Below are 22,707 nucleotides of genomic sequence, written 5' to 3'. Positions count from 1 at the left end.
CCTGCGGCCGCCCGGATGTTCCGGGCGGCCGTTTTCCGTGCAGCCCCCGCGTTCCGAAGACCGATCCGACGCCGCATGAGCCAGACGTCCGGACCTCCGGCCCCCTTTCGCACCGCCGACCGGCTGCTGACCCTCCAGACAGCGCTGCATGATGATGCCGCCGCCCCGGCTTTTGTCGAACGGGCGGTTCTGCTGCATCGGCTGGGCCATGACGGCCCGGCGCTGGCGGATGCCCGCCATGCCCATCGGCTCGACCCGTCGGACCCGCAGGCCATGGTGCTGTGTTGCAGCCTTGGCGCGCGGCAGGGAGGCAACCTCCATGACATCGCGGTGGCGCTGCTGGACAGCCCTTTCGCCAGTGCCGCCGAGCGGCGGCAGGCGCTGGCCGCGCTTGATCCGGCACGACTGCCACTGATGCGGCGGCTCGACCTGCCGCTGGGTCTGCGGCTGACACTGGTGCAGCGGCGTGGCGACAGTCTGGAGCTGTCAGGCACAGGGCCCGAGGACCGGATCAGCCCGCTGGGGCAGGCCGGGGCACAGCGGCTTGTCGCGCTGGAATGTCATATCCCACGCCCCGTCCGGGGAACGCGGCGGGTGATCCTGCATGGCGCCGGGCCGGACCTGCCGGTCGATGTGGCCGCCCCTGCCCCGCCCCCGGTGCCCCTTGCCCCCGAAGGCCGCCCCCGTGCGCGGCTGTGGATCATCATGCCACTGAAGGATGGCGGCGCGGTGCTGCGCCGTTGCCTGCAATCGGTGCTGGACAGCCTGCGCCGGTTGCGCGGCGCGCGGCTGGTGCTGGTCGATGACGGATCGGAACAGGCCGAAACCCGGCAGCTGCTGGAGGAATGCGCCCGCCAACCCGGCGTCAGCGTCACCCACACACCCGGCACTCTGGGCTTTACCGGCGCGGTCAATCACGGCCTGCGGCAGATCGGCCCCGGCCCGGTGCTGCTGCTGAATTCCGATACATGGCTGCCCCGGCAGACCCTGCCCCGACTGCTGGCCCATCTGCGCGACCCGACGGTCGGCACGGTCACGCCGCTGTCGAACAATGCGGGCTCGGTCTGCCTGCCGGGGCCGGGCCGCGCGGCGCCGATGCCCGATCCGGCGATCTGCGAAAGGCTGGCCGCCGCCGCCTTCCGGCGCAACGCCGGGCTTGCGGTCGATCTGCCCAGCGGCAACGGCTTTGCCATGCTGATCGCCGAGCCCTGCCTGCGCGCCATCGCACCGCTGTCGGGGCTGTATGACAGCGGCTATTATGAAGAGGTCGATTTCTGCCTGCGCGCCAGCCTGCGCGGCTGGCGCCATGTCGCGGCAGCGGATTGCTTTGTCGGCCATGCCGGATCGGTCACCTATGGCGCCCGCAAGCACCTTCTGGCCACCGCGAACCACCGTCGCCTCGTGCAGCGCTTCCCGGAATATCCGGCGCTTTACAAGGCTTTCGCGGCACTTGATCCATTGGCCGGGCCAAGGAACCGGCTGCTGGCGGCACTGGCCCGCGACTGGGCCCCCGAGACGGGGCGCGATACGCCGCCCCATCCGGGCGCGGCGCGGGTCGTGCTGCCGCTCCCGCCCGAGGGCCCGCTGGTCCTGCCACTGCGGGGGGCGCTGCCCGAGGCTTTGCGCGCACAGCGCTTCCGCCGCCTGCGGCTGGTGCCGGAACCCGCGCTGCGGGCCTGTGGCCTGACCTTGTCGCCGGGCCACGACCTGCGGGCCGAGCATGATGCCGCGGCCGGGCTGCTGCTGATCCGCTCCGGCGCGGAGGCCACTGCCTTGGCCGGGTTTGCCTGCGCGGGAGCCACCGCCGCCGATTGCGCGGATTTCGAGACTGCCCTTCTCGACATTCTGGCCGGAAGGGCCGAAACCGGAGGGGACCATGCCGTTCCTGTCTGACGTCGCCTTCACCGAACCGGGCCTGGTGCAGGGCCATGTCCTGCTGGACAGCCAGCCGGAGCGGCACTGGCATGTCGGGCTGTTCGTAAACGGCCGTTTGATGGGCGCCATGACGGCCGGCCTGCCGGACGAATCCGGCGATCACGGCTTCCGCTTCAGCCTCAATCCCGCCGCCTTGCAGGGCGACGACCTGCTGCGGATCGAGGTGCTGAACGCGGGCCATGTGATTGTTGAACAGACATTCCTAAACCTGCGCGGCCGTGCCATCCCCGCCCCCCGTGCCGCGGGGGCGATCCATCACCAGCACGGGCTGATGATCAGCGGCACGGTCGAGAATGGCGTGACGGACCTCCCCTCTTACGAAATCCTCGCCATGGAGGGCGACCGGATTGTCGGCCGCTGCCGGGTCACGCGCTGGGAACATGTCGGCAATCCGCAGGATCCCCTGGGCCGCGCCGCCGCTTTCGACCTGCATCTTGATCCCGGTCTGGCCGATGGCCGGATGCACCGGCTGCATGTCGAAACCTCGACCGGCCTCGTGCTGGAGGGCAGCCCGGTCGATATGGTCGCCTGGCCGAACCGGCTGCGCACCGGGCTGATCGCGGCCGGATCAGGCGGCACTGCCGCCCATGCGCGCCGGGTTGACATGATGCTTGACCGGCTGATGGGGCTGGGCATGCCGCTTGCGGCCTATGCCGCACTTTACCCCGAGCTTGAATGCATCCCCGCCATGGCACCCGAGGGTCGCATCGGCACCGACGGGGCGTGGTTCCGGCTGGGCGGCACCGGCTGGGTGCTGTGCTGCCATGAAACCGTGCAGCCGGTGCCGGGCTTTGCCGCCCGGCTGGCGAGGGCGCTGCCCGAAATGCCCGGCGCGCGGGCGGTGTTCTGCGATCTGGCGCTGCGGCAGACGGATGGCGGGATCTGGCCGCTGCTGATGCCCGCCTTCGATACCGAACGGTTGCTGGAACAGGGTCATGCCGCCCTGTGCTTCGCCCTGCCGGAAACGGCACTGACCGCGGCGCCCTCGCTGGTGACGCTTTTGCTGGATCATCTGGCACCTGAAGGCGGCCTGCCGGCGGCAGCCGATCTCTGGCATCTGCCGCATCCGGGCGGTCTGGCCGATGAATCGGCACTGGCGGAAAGCCGGGCGCCGCGCGCGCGGGCGCTGGAAGCAGCGCTGACCCGGCCGGGGCGCCTGCCCGAAGGCAGCCGGATCATCGCCACCCCGACCCGCGCGGGCGCGCTGTTCCCGGCGCTGCATCTGCGCCGCCCGGTCCATGACCGCACCATCAGCGTGATCGTGCCGACCCGCAATCAGGGTGCCCTGCTGCATGCGGCGGTTACCGGGCTGATCGCGGCCAATCCGGGCTTCGATCTGGATGTGATCGTGGTCGATAACGGCTCGGACGAGGCTGAAAGCCTTGAGGTGCTGAACCGGCTGGAGGATGGCGGCGCACGCATCCTCGAATTCGGCGAGGGGTTCAACTTCTCTCTGATCAACAATCTGGCCTGCGAGCATGCCCGCCATGCGCAGCTTTGCTTCATGAACAACGATGTGGCCTTCCCCTGGCCCGGCGTGCTGGAGGAGTTGTGCAGCCGGCTGGCCGATCCGGCGGTCGGGGCGGCGGGGCCGCTGATGCTGCGCGCCTCTGACATCATCCAGCATGGCGGTGTGGTGCTGGGCCCCTGGCATGGCGCGGCCCATGCCTTCGAGGACCGGATGCTGGGCGATCCCGGTTATGGCGAACTGCTTTGTGCCGCCTCGGAGCCCGCGGCGCTGACCGGGGCCTTCCTGCTGACGCGGCGGGCGCTGTTCGAGGATCTGGGCGGGTTCGACACCACACGCTTCGCGGTGAATTTCAACGATGTCGATTACTGCCTGCGGCTGCGGCAGGCCGGATACCGCATCGTGCTGTCGCCGCAGGCCCGCATCCGCCATTACGAATCCGTCAGTCGCGGCCGCGAGAAGGGCAGCCCGGCCGGGGCGCGCCTGCAACGCGAACTGGCCTGTCTGCGCGCGATCTGGCGTGACGCGATCCTGAACGATCCGCAATATCACCCGCTGTTCGCCCCCGATGCCCTGCCCTATCGCGCCCTCGCGCTGGAGCATCGCGCGCCCGCGCCGCGCCCGGCCGGGCGCTGGCACCCTGCCGCCCTGCCCCGCTGGGCATGACCCCCCTTCCCCTTGCACAGGTTCGCCGATGTCTGCCGCCCCCCGCACCCTCTACAATCTCGGTTCCGGCCCCCGGCGCCTGTTCCGGCAATTGCCCGATGCCGACGCCTTCGAGGGCTGGCAGGAGATCCGGGTGGATGTCGATCCCGATTGCCGCCCCGACATTCTGGCCGATCTAACCGACCTGCGTCACGCCATCCCCGATGGCGCGGCGGGGATGATCTATTGCTCGCATGTCATCGAACATTTCTTCGATCATGACGTGTCGAAGGTTCTGGCCGAATTCGCCCGCATCCTGCACCCAAACGGCGCGGCGGTGATGCGGCTGCCCGATCTGGCGGCGGTGGTGCGGGCCTTCGACGAGGGCGATTTGGAACGCCCGCTCTATCAGTCACCCTCGGGGCCGATCGCGGCACTGGATGTGATCTATGGCCATCGCCGCTCGATCGAGGAAGGCAATGCCTTCATGGCGCATCGCACCGGATTCACCGAAGCCTCGCTGGCGCGGCGGCTGCTGGCAGCGGGCTTTGACGAGGTGCAGACCGTGCCAGGCCCCTCGGTCGAATTCTGTGCCTTGGCAACAATGCACCAAACCGTCTTTACCAAACAGGTGGAGGTTCTGTTGTCCTATGTGAACCCCTGACCCCGGAACGTCACCGCTCGCTGCTCCCAGCACTTTCTCTTAACTTCATCAGGAAAGACCACTACGCTGCAGTTGCATTCATTCTGTGACCGGCCAATCGTCCCCTGTCCGTCACGCTGCCGTCAATGACAGACGAGATCATGAACAATTCGATTGCCGAAAACCCGTCCGACACCGCCATACCTTCCTTCGCCGGCAAGATTCGTATCGACATTGCTCAGGTGACACGGGTCGAGACTGATACCGAAGGCAAGCGTCAGATCCGCGCCGGGATCGTTTCAGGGTGGGCCATCGGACCCGAACCATTCACACGAATCGAGATCGTACTTGGAAACCAGCGAATCGCCCGTGCCAGAATCGGACGCTACAGACCGGATATCGCCGATATCTACCCCGCGGTCCCTCATGCCGAGTATACGGGCTTTGAGGCCGTACTGACCCGAGGTGATCTACCCACAGGCCCCTGCACCCTTATCCTCATGGCCTTCTCCACCACGGGAAAGGTCTTTGTGAAACGCTTTCCTCTGGCAGGCACCGACGGCCATGACGACAACGCCATGGCGGCAATGCGCACCCATATCGAGCGCTGTGAGATCGATTCGTCTGGCATGCTTTGCGTGGCGGGATGGGCTGTGGCCAAGGCCCCCGTCATCTCGATTCAGATCTTTAGTGGTGGCCGCAAGATCGCAGGCACACTGCCCGGCTTGCCGCGTCCGGACGTGGCCAAGATGTTTCCGGCCTATCCAACGGCTGGACGGTCCGGCTTTTACGTCACTACGCCGCTGTCGGCGGGGGGCGCGGACATCGTGACCATCGAGGTACTGGCTCGCGACGGAGCCCTGCGCCGGGTGGTGACCACGCCGCAGCGCGTACAGCAGATCATGCAAATGCCTGAACCGCTAGGGGAGGCCCCGGTGCCCACCGCAGCGGAACCAGCCATTCCCACGCCCACCGCGCCCGAACCGGCAATCACCGAAAAGCCCGAAGCCGAGGATATCTGGTTCTTCTGCGACACCACCGAGGTAGACAGTGCCGGCCACTGCCTGCTGTCGGGCTGGAGCGCAGCTCGCGCAGGGCTGACGGCGTTGACTTTGCATTACGGCGGCATCGAGGTTGGCACCGCCACCCTAGGCCTGCTCCGGCCCGATGTAGCCCGCGCCTATCCCGACCTGCCTAAGGCCGATAAGACCGGGTTCCGCTTTGATCTGACTCATGCTCCGGGGTTCCCCGAGGGACCGGCGAGCCTGGTCGTCACCGCGACGCTGCGCGACGGCAGCCGACGCAGCTTCGAGGTGGATACGGTGATCGTGCCTCCGACGGCGCGGGTCTCACATCATGAGGACATCGTTCTGGGGATCGATACCTTCCAACTGGAGAACGGCCAAGCCACGAAGGCGGTGACCGGGGCATTCCGACTCAGCGGCTGGGCGGTCGCGCGGGCCGGGGTGCGGCAGATCGAGATCTTTCTGGACGGCACCTCGCTAGGCCTTGCCTATATTGGCATCCGGCGCGAGGAACTGCCGGAAATCTTCTTCGATTTCCCCGATACGCTGCTGGCCGGTTTTGCCCTGTCGGTGCCGGCGCGGGTGCTGAAGGACGGCCGGTCCGAATGCCGCATCGTGGTGACCGACCGCCAGGCCGAAACACTGGAATCGCGCTTCACCATCGACATCCGCAAGGAGGGCGACAGCACCAGCGGACCCCAGGCCCTGCGGCGGAAGCTGCCCTTCTCTGAGGTAGTAACCGGGCTGGACATCCTGACCACGCGCGGTGCGCTGCCGCTGTGCGACATCGTGATGCCGCTGGACGGCAAGGCGAAACTGCGGGACCGGATGGAGGACAGCCTGCGCAGCCTGCTGCGGCAGGCCTGGTCACACTGGCGGCTCTGGCTGGCCCCGGCGCGGGGGCAGGATGTTGCGGCGCTGCTGGCCAGACTGGAACAGGCCCTGCCCGAGCTCAAGGGCCGGGTTGCCCAACTGGCGGAGGCCGCCGGGGCAGGCAGCCATGCGATGCGGCTGCGCCCTGGCGACATCCTGGCGGCCGACGGGCTGCTGGCGCCGCTATTGGCCGCCGGCGATGCCGGCGGGACGGCGGATTTCATCTACGCCGACGATCGCCGCGCCGATCCGCTAGCGTCCGGATCGGTCGCCGCCTATTTCAAGCCTGCCTGGTCGCCCGACCTGCTGCTGGCACAAAACTATATCGGTCGCGCTTGGCTGGCCTCTGCAGCGCTGATGGCGCGTGCCGGCCTGACGCTGGAGGATCTGGCGACGGAGGGCGATTATGCCTTGGTGTTGCGGCTGACTGCAGCGGCCGGGGCGGCGGCGATCCGCCATGCGCCCGGGCTGATGCTGGAGGCCGCCGGCCGGGCCGAGACCCCGGCAACTGAACGCCGCGCACTGCAAGCACATCTGAAGAGCCTGAGCGCCACTGCCCGCGTACTGCCCGGCGCCGTCCCCTTCCTGCACCGTGTGGAACGCCAAGCACCGTCCGGCAAGGTGTCGATCATCATTCCAACGATAGGATCGAAAGATCACATCCGGCGCTGCATCGACAGCATCCGCCACCATTCGCCAGACGCCGACTGCGAGATCGTGGTGGTCGACAATATCCGCCGCCGCAGCATCACGCCCGAGGGCCGGGCTTGGAAGGCATGGTTCTGCGATCATGCCGATGTAGTGGTCGAGGTGGACGAAGCCTTCAACTGGTCACGGCTGAACAATCTAGGCGCGGCGGCGGCCAGCGGCGATTATCTGCTGTTTCTCAACGACGATATAGAGGTGCTGAGCCCCGACTGGCTGGCGGTACTGATGGCTGAGGCCGCGCGCCCCGAGGTCGGTGTGGTGGGGCCGCAGTTGCTGTATCCCGATGGCAAGGTGCAGCATGCTGGCATGTTCCTGTCCCGCGCCATGCCGGGCAGCGCGCGCCATGCCTTCCGCTTTGCCGAAGCCGATGATCCCTGCTATTTTGGCCTCGCGCTCAGCCAGCGCAACCTGCTTTGCGTCACCGGCGCCTGCATGATGATGCGGCGCGCGGTTTTCGAGGCGGTGAATGGCTTCGACGAGACTCATAGCGTGGTGAACAACGATCTCGATTTCTGCCTGCGCCTGAACCGCGCCGGCCTGTCGGTGGTCTATACCCCACATACGCGGCTGATCCATTACGAGCTGGCCAGCAGGGCCCATCTGAAGGACGACTTCGACCGCGCGGGCTTTCTGAAAACCTGGGGAGATCTCTGCCTTGCGGGGGATCCCTATCTCAATCCCGCGATCAGCAGCGAGGCCGACGATTACGCCCCCGAGGAAGAGCCGCTGCGCGAGGTCTATGCCGGGCATCCTTTGGGCGCGCGCACTGAAATCCGGCGCATCCTTGCGGTGAAGCTGGATCATATCGGCGATCTGGTCACCTCGCTGCCCGCCTTCCGGCGGCTGAAAGAGCTGTTCCCGCAGGCGCATCTGACCGCGCTAGTCGGCCGGTCCGCCATGGGCATCGCCAGCATGGAAACCGCCATCGACGAGTTGATCCCCTTCGAATTCTTCGATGCGCGCTCGGGCCTCGGACGCAAGAAGTTGACCAAGGCTGATTATGCCGCGCTGGAGGCCGATCTGACAGCGCGGCGCTTCGATCTGGCAGTGGATCTGCGCAAGCTGGGCGACACGCGCCATGTGCTGCAACTGAGCGGCGCCCCCCTGACGGCGGGGTTTGATCGGCAGCAGGACTTCCCTTGGCTCGACATCGCGCTGGAATGGGAGACCGACCGGCCGCAGACCCGCAAGCGCAATCATGTCGCCACCGATCTGTTGAACTTAGTCGAGGCGATCGGCACCGCCTTCTCGGCCGACCGCCAGACCATCTCCACCGCCCTCGACCGGCTGCCGCCGCTGTCAGCAACGCTGCGCGAGGAATTCGCGGAGCTCTTCGCACGCGACTATGTGGTGGTGCATGCGGCGGCGGGCACGGCGCTGCGGCAATGGGCGCCAGCGCATTTTGCCCGGCTGATAGACCTTTTGGTGGCGGAGGACGACGTGAATGTCGCGCTGATCGGCGGTCCCGACGAGAAGGAGATCGCGGCCGAGGTCCTGGGCCATATCCGCGACCGCGACCGGGTGTTCAATCTGGTCGGCCGGTCGAAACTGTCCGAGGTGCCGCGCATCATGGCCGAAAGCGTGCTGTTCGTCGGCAATAACAGCGGCCCCAGCCATATCGCCTCGGGTCTGGGCGTGCCAACGGTGGCGGTGCATTCAGCGCTGGTTTCATCGGAGGAATGGGGGCCGCTCGGCCCCTCGGCGGTGGCGCTGCGCCGCGACATGAGCTGCGCACCCTGCTACATCGCCATGGCCGAACAATGCCACCGCGCCATGGCCTGCCTGCATTCGCTGACGCCCTTCACGGTGCACCGGATCTGCCGGCGTTTCCTCGCACTGCGCCGGAAGGCCTGACGATGTCCGAGGCGGGCCCGACCATGTCCGGCAAGGCTGTCATCGGCAAGGACGGCTGGCTTTTCCTGTCCAACGATACCAACCGCACATGGGATCAGTTCGAAGGCCGCCTGCTGCTGGACGACACTGAAATAACGGCATGGACACAAGAACTGGCGCTGCGCGGGGCCTTCATGCGCAAGCACAATATCCATTACAGGTTCATCGTCGCGCCGAACAAGGAATGCATCCTCCCCGACAAGGTACCGGCAGAGATGCAGAAAGCCCCGGCGCGCCTGGTGCATCAAGTCGAGACAGCAACCATGGGCCTGGTCCATGGCATGTTTCTCGAACGGTTCATTCTGGGGCATGCCGCGCGCCTGTCCTTCTATGACAAGGGCGATACTCACTGGAACGCACTCGGCGCCTGGCACGTCGCAAACCATGTCTTCAAAAGCCTGCAACTCCCGCAAGAAATTACACTGATAACGGAGGAAGAGCTCGCCCTCCATCCGTCCGAGACGATGATAGGCGATCTGTCGAACAAGTTCGACCCGCCCATCAGCTGCGGCGGCATGCAGGCCACCCTCCGGGACAGCCGCGCCAGATGCAGCTTTGACAACCGGATCACCAATCACGGGCATGTCAGCATCTGGGAAGGGGGCGATCCGGAGGGGCCGTCTATCCTACTTTTCGGTGACAGTTTCGCGGGGGCCTTGGTAAAATATCTAGCCCATCGCACCCGTCGCCTTGTCCGGGTGCATAGCAGTTCCATCGACCGGGAAATCCTGTTCCGCGAACGACCCGAAGTCGTGCTTTCAATCGCGGTCGAGCGGTTTCTGCGATCGGTGCCCACCGGGATTGCCGAATTTTCCTACAAGACAGACCTGCGGCAGAAGATACAGGCACTTGATGGCGAAGCCCGGCAAAAGCTTTTTGCCGGGATGCGCGAGCGGCAATCCCCGGCCAATGCGGCCTATGCAGCCGACGTCCTGTCCGCGATGCCATTCGAATGAGGCCGCCCACCCTTGCCACCTGATCCGGTGCAAAAGAGGGCCTTCAGGCCCCCTTTCCGGCTTGCCCCGGCTGCGCCCTTGCGGATCAGGCTGTCTTCAGCCGGTCAAGTTGCTGGCCCAGTTCGCCGATAGCGCAGGTGATGTGATAGAGGCTTGAGGCACGGGCGGGTTCTTCGGGATCGTGCGGGCGGCCGTCACGACCCAGATGCTCCCACCACGATCCGGGGACCGGATGGTCGAAATAACGCCGCAGCCCGCGGGCGGCGCGGGCGGCCAGACCGGCGGCACGGTCCTGCACCACCGCGTCGGGGGCGGCGGCCAGGGCGCTGGTATGGGCCTTCACCCGCTCGGTCTGCGGCCAGAGCCGGAACAGCCCGTCACGCACCGACAGATCGGCGTTCAGCTCGTTCATCGCCAGATCCTGCGCGGGATCGACACCCGGCCCCTCGCCGATTTCGGCCAGACGCGCGGCGGCGGCCAGCGCCTCGGGGCGGTTGCGCGTTGCCCCCCAGCGCCGCAGCAGCCAGGCCCATTCGAACTGGTGCCCCGGCTCCACCACATCCTGCGGCGCGGGCAGCGCCAGCCAGTCGCCATCGAAATGTTCCTTCAGCGCGCCGGTCGCCGAATCGAGGAACCGGTCAAGGCACAGCCCGGCGATGCTGTCGGCCAGTGCGGACCAGCCCGGATCGTCCGAGACTTCCTCCCAGGCCAGCGCCGCCTCGAAGAGATGCATATGCGGATTGGCCTTCAGCGGCAGGCTGCGCGGTACCGCCTCTTCAAAGCCGCGCTGCGGATGGGTCCAGGGCGCCATGGCCGCACGCAACGCCGCCGCACGGGCCGCCAGCGCCGGGTCGCCGCCACGCATCCGGGCCGCCGCCGCGAGGGCAAAGAGCACGAAGGCATGGTCATACAGATCGAAGTCGCGGCGCAGCACCCGGCCATCGGCCGCAACCGTGGGGATCACGATCCCCTCGGAGGGCAGGTGGCGGCGGAACAGGTTGGCCAGACCGTAATCGACCATCCCCGCCGCATCGCCGGCCCAGCCCAGTTGCCCGGCCGTGGCGAAGGAAAAGATCTGTCGTGCGGTCACACGGGCGCGGCGCGGATCGTCCAGCGGCAACCCCTGCGGGGTCAGCTTTTCAAAGAAGCCGCCGGTCGGCCGGTCGGTTCCGGTTCCGGCCCAGAGCGGCAGCGCCTGACCAAACAGCCAGTCGCGGAGCCAAACATATTCCGCCCGCAGCTCGGACAGGCTCATGATCCCCCCCCCTGCCCCAGCAGCGGCGCGATGAACCTGTCCAAATTGCCACCCGAGAACAGATGCCCCGCGATGCCCACGGCGGCTGCAGCGCGCAGGTCGCTGTCCCGGTCACCGATCATCAGGCTGCGGGCGGGATCAACCGGCCAGTGTCGCATCAGATCGACCAGCATACCCGGCCCGGGCTTGCGCCAGTCACTGTCGCAACGCCATTCCGGCAAGGGTGCCTCGGGCAACCAGGGACAATGGCGGATATCGTCGATCCGGCCACCGCTGCGGGCTGCCAGATCGGCCCGGACATGGGCCATCAGCGCATGAAACTGATCTTCGGTGAAGAACCCGCGCGCGATACCCGACTGGTTGGTTACCACAAAGACCAGCCAGCCCGCCGCATTGGCACGGCAGATCGCCTCAGGGGCGCCCTCGATCCAGTTGAAACGATCTAGCGTGCCGACATAGCCGTGATCGTGGTTCAGTACCCCGTCACGATCAAGGAACAGCGCGGGCCGGGAGATCATCGGGTGACTTCTGGTGTGCCAGCGACGGCGCGGGCCACGATGCCGGTGGTCGACCGGCCCGGCAGCAGATCCAGCAGCACGGTCTCGCCGCCCCAGGCGTGGATCTCCCGAGCGCCCACCACCTTGTCGATCGTGTAATCCGATCCCTTGAACAGCCGGTCAGGCCGCAGCGCCAGGATCAACTCCAGCGGCGTATCCTCGCCGAACCAGGTAACGGCATCCACCGCCCCAAGACCCGCGACCACCGCCGCGCGATCCACCAGCGGGTTGATCGGCCGCGCCGGCCCTTTCAGCCGGCTGACGCTGGCATCGTCGTTCAGGGCCACGATCAGCCGGTCGCAGTGACGCCGCGCCTCGCGCAGCAGGCGAACATGACCGGCATGCAGGATGTCGAAACAGCCATTGGCAAAACCGACGCGCAGCCCCTCGGCCTGCCACTCGCGCAACCTTTGCGCCGCCGCCGCAGGGCGGAGAAGCCCCCCGCCACCGCTTTCGGCATGCAGCGCATGGTCAAGCTCGGCGAAGGAGCAGACCGCCGTGCCCAGCTTGGCGACCACGATGCCGGCGGCGAGATTGGCCAGATGCATCGCCTGGGGCACCGGCAGACCGGCGGCCAGCGCCAGCGCCAGCGTGGCGATCACCGTATCGCCGGCACCGGAGACGTCGAAGACCTCCTGCGCGGTAGCCGGCGAGGTCGCGACCTCACCCACACGCGGGATCAGCATCATGCCCTTCTCGCTGCGGGTGGCGATGACCGCACCGATGTCGACCCGTGCCAGCAGCGCGCGCGCCGCCGTCTCGACCTCGGCATCGGTGCCGGTGGGCAGGCCGGTGACCTCGGCCAGTTCCGAGGCATTGGGCGTCACAAAATCGGCCCCGGCATAGCGCGCATAATCGCGGCCCTTGGGATCGACGACGCAAAGCGCCCCCGCCGCCCGCGCCATGGTGATCGCCCGGGCGCAGACCTCGGGCGTCAACACGCCCTTGCCGTAATCCGACAGGATCAGCGCCCGGGCCCGCGGCAGGCTTTCGGCCAACCCCTCCAGCACCCCCGCGGCCTCGGCCATGGTGGCGGGACGCGGCGCCTCGTCGTCGATGCGCACGATCTGCTGTTGCTGGGCGATGACGCGCAGCTTGACGATGGTTTTCCAGTCGGGGCTGCGCGTCAGCCGCGCCGGCGCACCGATGACGCGGGCAAGTTCATCCCCGGCGCTGTCGCAGCCGGCCAGACCGAACAGGACCGGCCGGCCGCCCAGAGCCGCGATATTGCGTGCCACATTGCCGGCGCCGCCCGCCATCATGGTCTCGCGCGTCTTGCGCACCACCGGCACCGGCGCTTCGGGCGACAGCCGCCCGGAACTGCCATAGACGAACCGATCCAGCATCACGTCGCCGACGACGATCACGTCATGGTCGAAGGTAGGTATCACCATTGCCCCGCATTACAGAAATCACGTCCCGGACATCACACCCCCGGGTCCGGAGGTCCGGGCCTGCGCCCCTCGGCATAACCGAATTCTATGAAATGCTGCCGGGCAGAAGCGAGCGCCCCCGACCGGACAGCCTCGGCAATATCAGGATAGGCCTTGAAATACCATTCCTCATCCACCTCGACCGCCTGCGGCAACCGCCCCTCGAAATAGCCGCTGGCCACGAAATGTTCATGTGCACTGCACAGCGCGCCCTCGCGGATCGCCTGTTCCACATCGGGATAGGTGCGGCGATACCAGTCCTCGTCGATCTCGACCGCCTGAAGGACCTGCCGCAGCAGGTTTTCGAAATCCTCATAGCGCATCCGCACCCAAGGGGTGCCCTGCTCGCTGCTAAAAACAAGATCGCGGGTCAGGCTGGACAAAGGCGGAATATAACGCATGCGTCAATTCCCTCATCTTGCTCATATCTTCTTTAAAAAAAATGGGAAACCACTCACCTACGCCTGAAATCATCCGCGATTCCCGGTTGTTTTGCAAGCGCCTTGCTGCACTGCGGCACGGCTTAGGCTGCATGACGAAGCCCCCGCTCGGCCCGACCTGAAAATCAGGCCTGCAGGAGGCGCATAAGCGCTGCAAAGCCCTCGCCGATCTGCGGCATAGCTTCGATCGCCAGCTGATCTTCCCGGGGATGATCCTCGATGAATGAGGTATTCTTCGCACCGTCGCCCGGCAAGCCGAGCACCGGCAGTTGCATCATATGAGCAAAGACAAGCCCGTGGAAACGCCGGGTGATCAATCCGTCCAGACCGGCATAGGTCCGCAGTACCTCAAGCGGCTCGTCGGTGAAAGGCTGTCTGGAGAATGCCAGATGTCGCCCTTCCAGAAACCCGTTGATCCCCGACGCGATCTTGGCACCGACCACCTCATCATTATTGCGGAAATCCACATGGGACACGGAATGCGGAATATGCACGAAGCGGACCGGGGTCGGCGCTCGGTCTGAGGTGAACTCCCGCACCAGATTCATAAGCGGCCCGATCTCTTCCATGTGATCGCCGCCGGTGACCAGACCGATCCGCGGCACCCCGGCAGACCGCTCTGGGCGCGGAGGAAGCTCGCCCGCCAGTTCCAGCGCGAAATCCTCCTGTCGTTCCACATCCATGCCGCAGATATCACGGACGATCTGCTGCGAGATCGAACTGCGGACCGTCACGCTGTCGGCCAGCCGGAACAGCCCGGCGATCACATCGTGATACTCGGGGCGCGCCGCTTCGCAACCAATGCGTTCGACCCGCACGGCGGCACCCGCCGAACGCGCACGGCGGGCCAGATCGACCAGAATACCGATAGCCCCCGCATCATAGAGCAGCCCGCCACCGCCAATGACCAGCGTATCCCCGGCACGGAACTTGTTGCCGTCGCGCAGCATGCTGTACATCTCGACCGCCGGAAACTTGCGCGGCGCATTGATGTAAAGCTGGATCGCATTCGCATGGATCCGGCGCGCCCCTTCGAAGATGGCCTCGTCCCCGACATTGCGGGTGCCATAGGCACCCACAACGAAGACCCGCGGCGCCTCCGAGACGATCGCGTGGCAGCGCCGCCCCTCCTTGTGGCCAAACCGCTCGAAATGCTGCCGTCCAGAGGCAAAAAGGCCATTCCTCACCGAAGCCAGAACATCGGGATGGTTCTCGAGATAGGCATATTCGTCGAATTCGAAATCGACGGATCCAGTCTTATCCTTCATCGGCATATGCGGTCCGCAATTCCCTGATCTGTTCGGCTTTCTCATGTCCTTTGGCACAATTTCCCACCGGAGGGAAAGCCGCATCCCCGCAAGCTCCCATGCCGCACGGAAGGTCCCGCAGCCACATGCCGCGAATCCAGGCAGGGATCGCCTGTTGCGCTGCAATGCGGCGTGGCGGGCTGCCTGCTCAGAGGACGGTGACGCTTTGGCGGCAAGGTGGCCCGGTTCCCGACCCAATCCCGGTCGACCTGCCACCAGAGGAGCCCTCAATGCCCGATCCCTTCAAATCCATGACCCGCCCGCTAACCGCCCCCGCGCTCGGCTCGCTGAGCGTCACGCCATCGGACAGCACCGATCTGGTCACGCCGATCCGGGCGCTCACGCTGAATGCCGGAGGCACGCTGGCCTGGATCAACCGCGAGGGAGTGACCCAGGCGACCGGGCCGCTGCCAGCAGGCACCTACCCGCTGATGGCCGCCCGCATACTGGCCACCGGCACCACCGCCAACGGCCTCACGGGGTGGATCTGATGTTGAGTTTCAGGCTTGCGCTTTCAGCGAGCGCCCTGCGTGGCCCGTCCTGGAGCCCCCGGGCGCTGTTCCCGCCCGGCACCTCCGGTCTCTGGCTGGATCCGTCCCAACGGCCAGCGCTGTTTCAGGACGCAGCGGGCACTATCCCCGCCATCGCCCCTGGCGACCCGGTCGGGCTGGTCCACGATCTGGGCGGCCGGGGCAATCACGCCAGTCAGGCCACGGCCGACGCACGACCGACGCTGGCCCGGCATCCGGCCAGCGGATTGCGGCAGTTGCTGCCGGTCTCCACCTCCTTCGCGCCATGGTCCGGCATCGCGGCGTCAGGGGTGGCAGGGGCAGCTATCGGCGCCGGTGGTGCGCTGACCATGAGCAAACTGATCGAAAACACCGAAGACCGCGCGCATTACCTGCAATATTTCCTGACAACTACGGTGGGCAAAGCCTATACCCTGTCAGTGGTGGCGAAGGCCGCCGAGCGGTCGGTGCTGCAACTGCTGCTGCCAGCCTCGGCCTTCGGCAGCAACATGGCTGGGTTCTTCGACCTGACCAACGGCGCGTCGATCATCCGGGCCGGCGCCTCCGGCGGGGCCATCCCGCTGGGCGACGGCTTCTATCGCTGCTGGGTATCCGCCCCGGCCAGCGCCGAGGTCAGCGTTGATCTGCAAATCCGTGCCCACACTACCTACGCCGATACGTTGGCGGGCTATCAGGGCGATGGGGTTTCCGGGCTTTACATCGACACGCCACAGATCGAGGTCGGCGCAGCGCCAACGCCCTATCAGGCGGCGACGTCTGTTCATCACGTGACCGAGGCTGGCCATGGCGATGTCTGGGGCCTGCGGTTCGACGGCATCGACGATTGGCTGGCCACGACCGGGCTGATCTGGGGTAGCGACGCGATGACCGTGGTCTATGCCGCTCGCAAGCTCGGAGACGCGACCAAGGGGGTGATTGCCGAATACGGCCTAGCCTCTTCCGACGGCTCCTGGACGGTCGGCCTGCCCGGGGCCCCGGGCGGGACATGGGATCGCTACGGCTGGGCCTATTCGCGTGGGACATCGAATGTCGGCGCCGGCATTGCGGCGACCAATACGCAATATGCCGGGCCGCTGACCATGGTAGGCAGCTATCGGGCCAGGATCGGCACCGATACGCTGATCCCGCGCCTCAACGGGCTCGACCTGCCAAGCGCAACTGGGTATCAGGGCAGTAGCGACTATGCCAGTCGCCCACTGCGCATCGGCATCTCCGCCAGCGGTGGTGCACCGTTCCTGGGCACACTCTATGGTCTGCTGGTGGTCAACCAGTTGCTGTCGGTAACGGATCTGGCACGCGCCGAAGCCTGGATGGCGGCCCGTTGCGGCGTGATCCTTCCATGATCCGCGTCACCATCGCCTGCCCCGAGGCGCTGATCGGGGATGCGAACCAGCTGGCGCTGTGTCTGGGCTATGGCCCCGAGGATGGCCAGACCTATGGTGCGGCGCTCTGGCAGGATGACGCGGGCAACCGCTATGCCCTGGCTTCGGCAGTGGTGGGCGAAGGGTTTGTCGCCCTTGCCACCGGCCCCCTGCCCGCGCCCCGGTGGGGGGCCGATCCGGCGGCGGTGGCACGGGCACAGGCGGCGCTGACCCCCGGCCTGCCCGCCGCCCCGGACCGGATCGCCACGATCATCGGCGACGATCCGCAGGTGGCGGTGCAGGCGCTGGGGGTCCGCCTCGCCACCGGAACGGAAGTCTGAGACCGGATCGGCCCCGGCGCAGAGGATGCACCGGGGCCGGTTCTTGCATCTGTCGGGGGTGTTTCGCACGCGAAACATCCCCACTGCATCAGGTCCAGCGGCCGATCACCAGCGCATCGAGATTGGCATAGACCGCCGCCGTATGGCCGTTGAACACGCCGACCGCCCCGGCACTGGCGCTGCCGCCCCCGCCCACCGCCCGCAGATACCGCGCCGCATTCTGGCGCCCGGCGGCATCGTTGTAGCTGCGCGCGACGACCATCGGATAGGGCACACTGCCCGCCGCGAAGGGCATCGGATAGACCCAGGTCAGCTCTGCATAGCTGCCCGCCGCGACCGACTGGCCCATCACCGCCTCTTTCCAGCAGATCTGGGTGCCATCGGCATGGCGAATGTAGCGGCCATTGGCCGTGCTGCCGCTTTCGACCAGCGCGCCGGTCGGCAGGCCCGCCACCTGGGCGACCGTGCCCACCGCATTGCCGCGATGGAAGGCCAGCTGCCCGCCGATCTTCAGCCCCGCCGCCATCTCGGCCGCACCGCTGGCGCGGGCGATACGCAGCGCCTGGGTCCAGGCGCTGCCATCGGCGCTGACCTTCACGCTGAAATCATCGCTTCCCGCCAGGCCCATCTCGGCCCGTCCCGACCAGCCGTCCTGAAACAGCAGCGAAGCGGTGTCACCCGCCGCCGCCTTGTTCACCTTCACCTGATGCCCGGCGCCGGCATGGCTGAAGAGCGTGGCGGGGGACACCACGGCCAGCCGGTTGGTGCCGTCATGCGTGGTGCCGATGCCTACCCCCGGCAGATCATCGAGCGGCGGCTGTTCCCAGGCGGTGCCGCGCCAGACCCGCAGTTGCGCCTCGGCCAGTCCCCAGGCCCGCCAGCCATCGCGCGGGTCGAGGAAGGTCCAGGCACCGCCCAGAAAGGTGGCGAGCTTCCCCGCCTGCCCCGCCCAGTCGCCACCCGGCGCTGGCCCCAGCGCCCAGATCCGGCCCTCGGGCGGCGCGGCGGGCGGGCTTTCGGCATCGAAGCGCTGCAGGGTCAGCTGGACGATCAGGTCCAGCCGCTCCAGCGCCTCATTATGGGTGACGTGTTTCTGCGCCTGCGCGGGCAAGAGAAAGGGCAGGTCGAGATTGGGCGTGGTATCGGGCATCGGCGGCTCCTGACGGGTTGCGCGCCCGATCCTTCACCGCCCTGGCTGACAAACCCCGAAGCCGCAGGGCCCACAGGGGTTTTTCGTTAACCCTTCCGCCCCATCACCCCCGGCGCGCCCGCACCCAGCCCAGGAAGGCCTTGTCTGGCGCCGACAACTGCGGCCGCCCGGCATCGGCCCAGAAGGCGCGCCACTCTGCCTCCAGCGCATAGACATCGGCGCCGGGGGCAAGGGCACGGGCGGCCTCCAGCACCTCGGGACCGAACATCGGGGCGGTAACGGCGGGCGCCTCTTCCTCGATCACGCCCTGGCGGGTGAAGCGGATCAGGTCGCCCGGCTCTTCCGCCATCCGGTAATCGGGCAGGCCCGCCTCCTCGATCATCTTGCGGATCGCGGCGCGGAACACCCGCACCGGCGCGGCCGAGCCCGCCTTCTTGTGCAGCGTTCCGACCGAGACGCGCCATTCCGGCTGCCGCCCGCAATGCTTGCGCGCCAGTTCGTAGACCCGTCGCTCCAGCGGTTTGCGCAGCCCGAAATAATCAGGGCTCAGCGTCAGCACCGAACGCGCCAGCACCGCGCGGAACAGCCAGTCCGACAGCGTCACCATGACCGAGATCATCCGCCCGCCCCGCGTCTTGCGCAGGATTTCCCAGCTTTCGATCAGGCCGAAGCCGCTGGTGCTTTCGATGCCGCCGGTGGCGATATTGGTGGTGATGCGGGTGCCCGCCAGCCGCTCGAAAGCCTCGCGCAGCCGCAGATAGCTGTCGCCGCCGGTATCGCGCTGCGTGGCGGTCAGCAGGTCATGTGCCTTAAGCTGCAAGGTGCGGCTGATCTCGCGCCCGGCGTTCAGCCCCGCCATCAACTGGCTGATGCAATAGATCAGGATGTCCTTGTCGAAGATCGTGGCGCGCCCCTTCACCGAGGGCGTGACCTGCACCGAGGCGCCGTTGTGATCGTAGCTCAGCACCCGCAGGTCGGGTTTGGTGGACAGCGAGAAAATGGGATGTTCCATGGTGCCAAGGTCATCCTTGGCACTGGCCGCCAGCACATCGCAGACGAACAGATCGCCGATCGCCGCCGGCTCGGACTTGCGTCTTGAAATGCCCTGCCTTGCGGGGAACCTGCCCGCAACCGCCTGTCCTGCCATCACTGCCTCTTGGCCCCGTCTGTCGCGGGATTTTTTGCTCGATCCTGCCCCCGATTTTTATCGGGGTTTCAGTGACACCCAGCCTAGAGTTATCCACAGCACCCGTCCAGCCCGGCGAATGGCGGATCAGAGTCACCCGAGCGGGGGATCAGAGTCACCCCAACGTGGGATCAGAGTCGCCGAAAGCTCAAGAACCACGGTTTCTTCCTGCAAATTCAGGAAGATGGAGAAAAGGCTCTGCATTCGTAACAGAATCCCTTAACATCCCTCTAACAAAAAAAACCGCATATGAAGATCAGGCCAAAGCCGCAGAAGCCTCGGAAAGATCCCTAAACCTCACGCAGCAGAGCTGCCAAACCATAGAATCAGCTACGAAAATTCATCCACATGCCGAGTTTTCTTCCATATGCTATGTTTTTCGGTATATTGCGGAAAACAGCATACATGAGGCAGAGATGAAGCCCGAGGCAGGCACCCCCCTTCCGCCCTATTTCGGCATCGATCCGGATGCAGCCATGGCCGCGCTTGGCGCCCCCACAACCACCCAAGGCTTTGGCGCCATCGCCCGCGCCTGCGAGATCGGCCGCGACGATCTGGCGGGGCGCGGCCTCGATGCCGGCGGGCGGCGGCAGTTGCGGATGTTCTCCACCTGGGAAATCACCCGCTATCTGATCCCGGTCGCGCAGGCCCATTTCCGCCGCGTGCTGAAACAGAACCCCGACCTGCCGCAAGGCGCCTCGGAAACCGAGGGTGGGGCCAAATGGTTCACGCTGGACGAGGTGCTGCGCCTGCGCGCCTTCTTTGCCGCCGAAGGGTCGAAGACCAAACCCTATCTGCCCTATCGGCCGAAAGGGCTGCCAGCCAAGATGCTGGCAGTCGCCAATTTCAAGGGCGGCGTCGGCAAGACCTCGACCTGTGCGCATCTGGCGATGTCAGCCGCGCTGGATGGCTACCGGGTGCTGGTGATTGACCTCGACAGTCAGGGCTCGATGACCTCGATCTTCGGGGGCCGGGTCGCCGATGAATGGCAGACCGTCTTCCCGCTGCTGGCGCGTCATTATGCGGCGCATCTGCGCATCGACAACCAGCGTCGTCTGGATCGCGGCGATGCCCCCGTGCCGCTGGACGAGACACTGACCGAGGCGCTGACCGTAAAGGCCGACAGCCTGATCCAGAAGACCCACTGGCCGAACATCGACCTGATCGGGGCACAGCTGAACCTCTACTGGGCGGAATTCCAGATCCCGGTCTGGCGCATGCAGTCGCGTGGCTGGAAACTGTGGGATGCGCTGACCGAAAGCCTTTCCGCCGACGGGGTGCTGGATCAATATGATCTCATCTTCCTCGATACCCCGCCCGCGCTTGGCTATCTGACGATCAATGGTCTGGCCGCCGCCGATATCCTGCTGGTGCCGATGGGCGCCTCGTTTCTGGAATTCGATTCCACCGGCCGTTTCTTCGACATGCTGCATTCCACCTTCAACTCCATCGAGGAGGGCGAGAACATGGCCGCCCGTGCACTGGGGCGGCCGGAACTCAGCTTCGAATGGGATGCCGTGCGCGCGCTGGTCACCCGCTTCGATGGCAACCAGCAAGCCGAGCTTGCGGCGCTGATCCAGGGCTGGATGGGAAAGACCCTGTCGCCGCAGCGGCAGGAGTTCACCGCGCTGATCGGGCAGGCGGGCGAACAGGTGCGCGGCATCTATGAGGCCGATTACCGCGACTTCAACCGCGAAACCTATGCCCGTGGCCGCGAAACCTTTGACGAGACCTGGGCCGCGGTAAAGGCACTGGTTCTGGGGTCCTGGCGACGGGATGAGATCGAACAGTCGCAAGAGGCCGCACAGTGACGGTTTCTTCCCACATGTTTCGCGCGCGAAACACCGTCGAACGGCGGTTTAGGGCCTTCTTCAGCCGCACCGCCCTACCCTGCCCTCCCCGCAAGCGGAGCTGAGATATGGCCAAACGCAAACGCCTGATCCCTTTTGGCGAACCCGCCCTTTCTGACGATACCGCCCACGACCTGCCGCCCGATCTGGAAACCAAGGCGATGTTCACCCGCTATCCGCAGGGCCATGCGGGCACCTATGTTCGCCCGGCGCCGATTGCCGATATGGCGGGCGCCGCCGCCGCCACCGCCGCGATGGAGGAAATGGCCGAGGCGCTGCGTAAGGCCCGCAAAAGCGGCCGCATGGTGCTGGCCTTGCCGCTGGATCAGGTGCAGGCCGATCACCTGATGCGTGACCGGATCACGCTGGACAGTGACGAAATGGCCGCTCTGGTCGACTCGCTGCGCGTCCGTGGCCAGCAGACCCCGGTCGAGGTGCTGGCGCTGGGGCCGGATCGCTATGGGCTGATCTCTGGATGGCGGCGGCTGAAGGCGCTGCGGCAGCTTCTGGCGGAAACCGGGGATGTGGCGAAATACGGCTCTGTTCTTGCCCTTTTGCGGCAACCGGAACAGGCGTCGGATGCCTATGTCGCCATGGTCGAGGAGAACGAGCTGCGCGTCGGCCTGTCCTTCTACGAACGCGCCCGCATCGTGGCCAAGGCGGTGGAGGCCGGGGTTTATCCCGATGACAGATCGGCTCTGCGCGGCCTTTTCGGCAATGTCCCGCGGGCGCGGCGATCCAAGATCGGCTCTTTCCTGATCGTGGTGCGCGGGCTGGATGGTGCGCTGCAATTCCCCGAGGCGATCAGCGAAAAGCTGGGCCTTGCGCTGGCGCAGGCTTTGGAGGCCGACCCGGCGCTGGCCCCGCGTCTTGTCGCGGATCTGACCGCACAGCCCCCCGCCGATGCCAGTGCCGAAATGGCATGGTTGTCCCGTGGCATCGCACCGCAGAAACAGGCTCTAACTGCGCCTGTAGAGACGATTGAGCCTGTTCCCGGCCTGCGGCTGAAGGCCCGCCGGGGGCAGGTGGTTCTGGAGGGGCCAAGGGCCGATGCCGCCTTGATGGCGCGGCTGGCGGAATGGCTGAAGGCGCAGGACTGGATGTAAAGGAAGGCCCCGCAATCGCGGGGCCTTTCTGTTTCGCATGCGAAA

17 protein-coding genes are annotated in these 22,707 nt (G+C 66.4%); 10 read left to right on the top strand and 7 right to left on the bottom strand.

The window, feature by feature from the left end; all coding sequences use genetic code 11:
- Positions 1–75 precede the first annotated feature (75 nt).
- The 5 genes from D2N39_RS18575 to D2N39_RS18555 all read left to right on the top strand — a co-directional run bounded on the left by D2N39_RS18575 (position 76) and on the right by D2N39_RS18555 (position 10,146).
- The gene (locus D2N39_RS18575) at positions 76–1,893 is read left to right on the top strand and encodes a glycosyltransferase family 2 protein (protein ID WP_119136281.1); all 1,818 of its coding nucleotides are present in this window, start codon (positions 76–78) and stop codon (positions 1,891–1,893) included.
- On the top strand, positions 1,877–4,069 hold the full coding sequence (locus tag D2N39_RS18570) for a glycosyltransferase family 2 protein (RefSeq protein WP_119136279.1): 2,193 nt from the start codon (positions 1,877–1,879) through the stop codon (positions 4,067–4,069). Before D2N39_RS18575 ends, D2N39_RS18570 begins: the two co-directional genes overlap by 17 nt.
- A 28-nt stretch (positions 4,070–4,097) precedes the next feature.
- On the top strand, positions 4,098–4,712 hold the full coding sequence (locus D2N39_RS18565) for a class I SAM-dependent methyltransferase (RefSeq protein ID WP_158589880.1): 615 nt from the start codon (positions 4,098–4,100) through the stop codon (positions 4,710–4,712).
- A gap of 140 nt (positions 4,713–4,852) precedes the next feature.
- The gene (locus D2N39_RS18560) at positions 4,853–9,151 is read left to right on the top strand and encodes a glycosyltransferase family 9 protein (protein WP_158589879.1); all 4,299 of its coding nucleotides are present in this window, start codon (positions 4,853–4,855) and stop codon (positions 9,149–9,151) included.
- 2 nt (positions 9,152–9,153) lie between these two features.
- On the top strand, positions 9,154–10,146 hold the full coding sequence (locus D2N39_RS18555) for an alginate O-acetyltransferase AlgX-related protein (protein ID WP_158589878.1): 993 nt from the start codon (positions 9,154–9,156) through the stop codon (positions 10,144–10,146).
- Between the two features lie 85 nt (positions 10,147–10,231).
- Here D2N39_RS18555 and D2N39_RS18550 read toward each other — a convergent pair whose 3' ends face one another.
- The 5 genes from D2N39_RS18550 to D2N39_RS18530 form a co-directional block, all read right to left on the bottom strand.
- Entirely contained in the window at positions 10,232–11,401 is a 1,170-nt protein-coding gene (locus D2N39_RS18550) for an AGE family epimerase/isomerase (protein ID WP_119136272.1), read from the bottom strand.
- Positions 11,398–11,919, bottom strand: coding sequence for a D-glycero-alpha-D-manno-heptose-1,7-bisphosphate 7-phosphatase (locus tag D2N39_RS18545; protein WP_119136270.1), 522 nt, complete (start codon positions 11,917–11,919; stop codon positions 11,398–11,400). The genes D2N39_RS18550 and D2N39_RS18545 overlap by 4 nt, the downstream gene beginning before the upstream one ends.
- The gene (gene rfaE1 / locus D2N39_RS18540) at positions 11,916–13,352 is read right to left on the bottom strand and encodes a D-glycero-beta-D-manno-heptose-7-phosphate kinase (RefSeq protein ID WP_119136269.1); all 1,437 of its coding nucleotides are present in this window, start codon (positions 13,350–13,352) and stop codon (positions 11,916–11,918) included. Before rfaE1 ends, D2N39_RS18545 begins: the two co-directional genes overlap by 4 nt.
- A 32-nt stretch (positions 13,353–13,384) precedes the next feature.
- Positions 13,385–13,792, bottom strand: coding sequence for a hypothetical protein (locus D2N39_RS18535; protein WP_119136268.1), 408 nt, complete (start codon positions 13,790–13,792; stop codon positions 13,385–13,387).
- Positions 13,793–13,956: 164 nt separating this feature from the next.
- Positions 13,957–15,099, bottom strand: coding sequence for a polysaccharide pyruvyl transferase family protein (locus D2N39_RS18530; protein WP_158589877.1), 1,143 nt, complete (start codon positions 15,097–15,099; stop codon positions 13,957–13,959).
- Positions 15,100–15,368: 269 nt separating this feature from the next.
- On the opposite strand from D2N39_RS18530, the gene D2N39_RS18525 reads away from it, so the two are divergent.
- From D2N39_RS18525 to D2N39_RS18515, 3 genes are read left to right on the top strand one after another with little or no spacing between them, the layout of a single operon-like run.
- On the top strand, positions 15,369–15,629 hold the full coding sequence (locus tag D2N39_RS18525) for a spike base protein, RCAP_Rcc01079 family (protein WP_233557265.1): 261 nt from the start codon (positions 15,369–15,371) through the stop codon (positions 15,627–15,629).
- Positions 15,629–17,011 (top strand): phage head spike fiber domain-containing protein, encoded by a 1,383-nt coding sequence (locus tag D2N39_RS18520; protein ID WP_147373517.1) that lies wholly within the window; start codon positions 15,629–15,631, stop codon positions 17,009–17,011. The genes D2N39_RS18525 and D2N39_RS18520 overlap by 1 nt, the downstream gene beginning before the upstream one ends.
- A complete protein-coding gene (locus tag D2N39_RS18515; RefSeq protein ID WP_119136265.1) occupies positions 17,008–17,370 on the top strand; it encodes a hypothetical protein in 363 nt (120 codons plus the stop codon). The genes D2N39_RS18520 and D2N39_RS18515 overlap by 4 nt, the downstream gene beginning before the upstream one ends.
- An 88-nt stretch (positions 17,371–17,458) precedes the next feature.
- Here D2N39_RS18515 and D2N39_RS18510 read toward each other — a convergent pair whose 3' ends face one another.
- Together D2N39_RS18510 and D2N39_RS18505 are read right to left on the bottom strand one after the other, a co-directional pair.
- Positions 17,459–18,520 carry a DUF2793 domain-containing protein gene (locus D2N39_RS18510; RefSeq protein ID WP_119136264.1) on the bottom strand — a complete coding sequence of 354 codons (1,062 nt, stop codon included), beginning with the start codon at positions 18,518–18,520 and terminating at the stop codon, positions 17,459–17,461.
- Between the two features lie 103 nt (positions 18,521–18,623).
- Positions 18,624–19,667 carry a replication initiator protein A gene (locus tag D2N39_RS18505; protein ID WP_119136263.1) on the bottom strand — a complete coding sequence of 348 codons (1,044 nt, stop codon included), beginning with the start codon at positions 19,665–19,667 and terminating at the stop codon, positions 18,624–18,626.
- 455 nt (positions 19,668–20,122) lie between these two features.
- Between D2N39_RS18505 and D2N39_RS18500 the strand changes: the two genes are divergently transcribed.
- Together D2N39_RS18500 and D2N39_RS18495 are read left to right on the top strand one after the other, a co-directional pair.
- Positions 20,123–21,517 carry an AAA family ATPase gene (locus D2N39_RS18500; RefSeq protein WP_119136262.1) on the top strand — a complete coding sequence of 465 codons (1,395 nt, stop codon included), beginning with the start codon at positions 20,123–20,125 and terminating at the stop codon, positions 21,515–21,517.
- 107 nt (positions 21,518–21,624) lie between these two features.
- A complete protein-coding gene (locus tag D2N39_RS18495; protein ID WP_119136261.1) occupies positions 21,625–22,662 on the top strand; it encodes a ParB/RepB/Spo0J family partition protein in 1,038 nt (345 codons plus the stop codon).
- The last annotated feature ends 45 nt before the right edge of the window (positions 22,663–22,707 follow it).

The sequence above is a fragment of the Gemmobacter lutimaris genome, from assembly GCF_003570715.1.
GTDB lineage: Bacteria > Pseudomonadota > Alphaproteobacteria > Rhodobacterales > Rhodobacteraceae > Gemmobacter > Gemmobacter lutimaris.
This window is presented reverse-complemented; position numbering and strand designations above follow the sequence as displayed.

Bases quoted from the DNA above. Each gene is read 5' to 3' on its own strand.
- D2N39_RS18565 (WP_158589880.1), top strand. From the start codon at position 4,098: ATGTCTGCCGCCCCCCGCACCCTCTACAATCTCGGTTCCGGCCCCCGG.
- D2N39_RS18505 (WP_119136263.1), bottom strand. From the start codon at position 19,667: ATGGCAGGACAGGCGGTTGCGGGCAGGTTCCCCGCAAGGCAGGGCATT.
- D2N39_RS18510 (WP_119136264.1), bottom strand. From the start codon at position 18,520: ATGCCCGATACCACGCCCAATCTCGACCTGCCCTTTCTCTTGCCCGCG.
- D2N39_RS18520 (WP_147373517.1), top strand. From the start codon at position 15,629: ATGTTGAGTTTCAGGCTTGCGCTTTCAGCGAGCGCCCTGCGTGGCCCG.
- D2N39_RS18545 (WP_119136270.1), bottom strand. From the start codon at position 11,919: ATGATCTCCCGGCCCGCGCTGTTCCTTGATCGTGACGGGGTACTGAAC.
- D2N39_RS18515 (WP_119136265.1), top strand. From the start codon at position 17,008: ATGATCCGCGTCACCATCGCCTGCCCCGAGGCGCTGATCGGGGATGCG.
- rfaE1 (WP_119136269.1), bottom strand. From the start codon at position 13,352: ATGGTGATACCTACCTTCGACCATGACGTGATCGTCGTCGGCGACGTG.
- D2N39_RS18570 (WP_119136279.1), top strand. From the start codon at position 1,877: ATGCCGTTCCTGTCTGACGTCGCCTTCACCGAACCGGGCCTGGTGCAG.
- D2N39_RS18500 (WP_119136262.1), top strand. From the start codon at position 20,123: ATGAAGCCCGAGGCAGGCACCCCCCTTCCGCCCTATTTCGGCATCGAT.
- D2N39_RS18535 (WP_119136268.1), bottom strand. From the start codon at position 13,792: ATGCGTTATATTCCGCCTTTGTCCAGCCTGACCCGCGATCTTGTTTTT.
- D2N39_RS18530 (WP_158589877.1), bottom strand. From the start codon at position 15,099: ATGAAGGATAAGACTGGATCCGTCGATTTCGAATTCGACGAATATGCC.
- D2N39_RS18550 (WP_119136272.1), bottom strand. From the start codon at position 11,401: ATGAGCCTGTCCGAGCTGCGGGCGGAATATGTTTGGCTCCGCGACTGG.
- D2N39_RS18555 (WP_158589878.1), top strand. From the start codon at position 9,154: ATGTCCGAGGCGGGCCCGACCATGTCCGGCAAGGCTGTCATCGGCAAG.
- D2N39_RS18560 (WP_158589879.1), top strand. From the start codon at position 4,853: ATGAACAATTCGATTGCCGAAAACCCGTCCGACACCGCCATACCTTCC.
- D2N39_RS18495 (WP_119136261.1), top strand. From the start codon at position 21,625: ATGGCCAAACGCAAACGCCTGATCCCTTTTGGCGAACCCGCCCTTTCT.
- D2N39_RS18525 (WP_233557265.1), top strand. From the start codon at position 15,369: ATGCCCGATCCCTTCAAATCCATGACCCGCCCGCTAACCGCCCCCGCG.
- D2N39_RS18575 (WP_119136281.1), top strand. From the start codon at position 76: ATGAGCCAGACGTCCGGACCTCCGGCCCCCTTTCGCACCGCCGACCGG.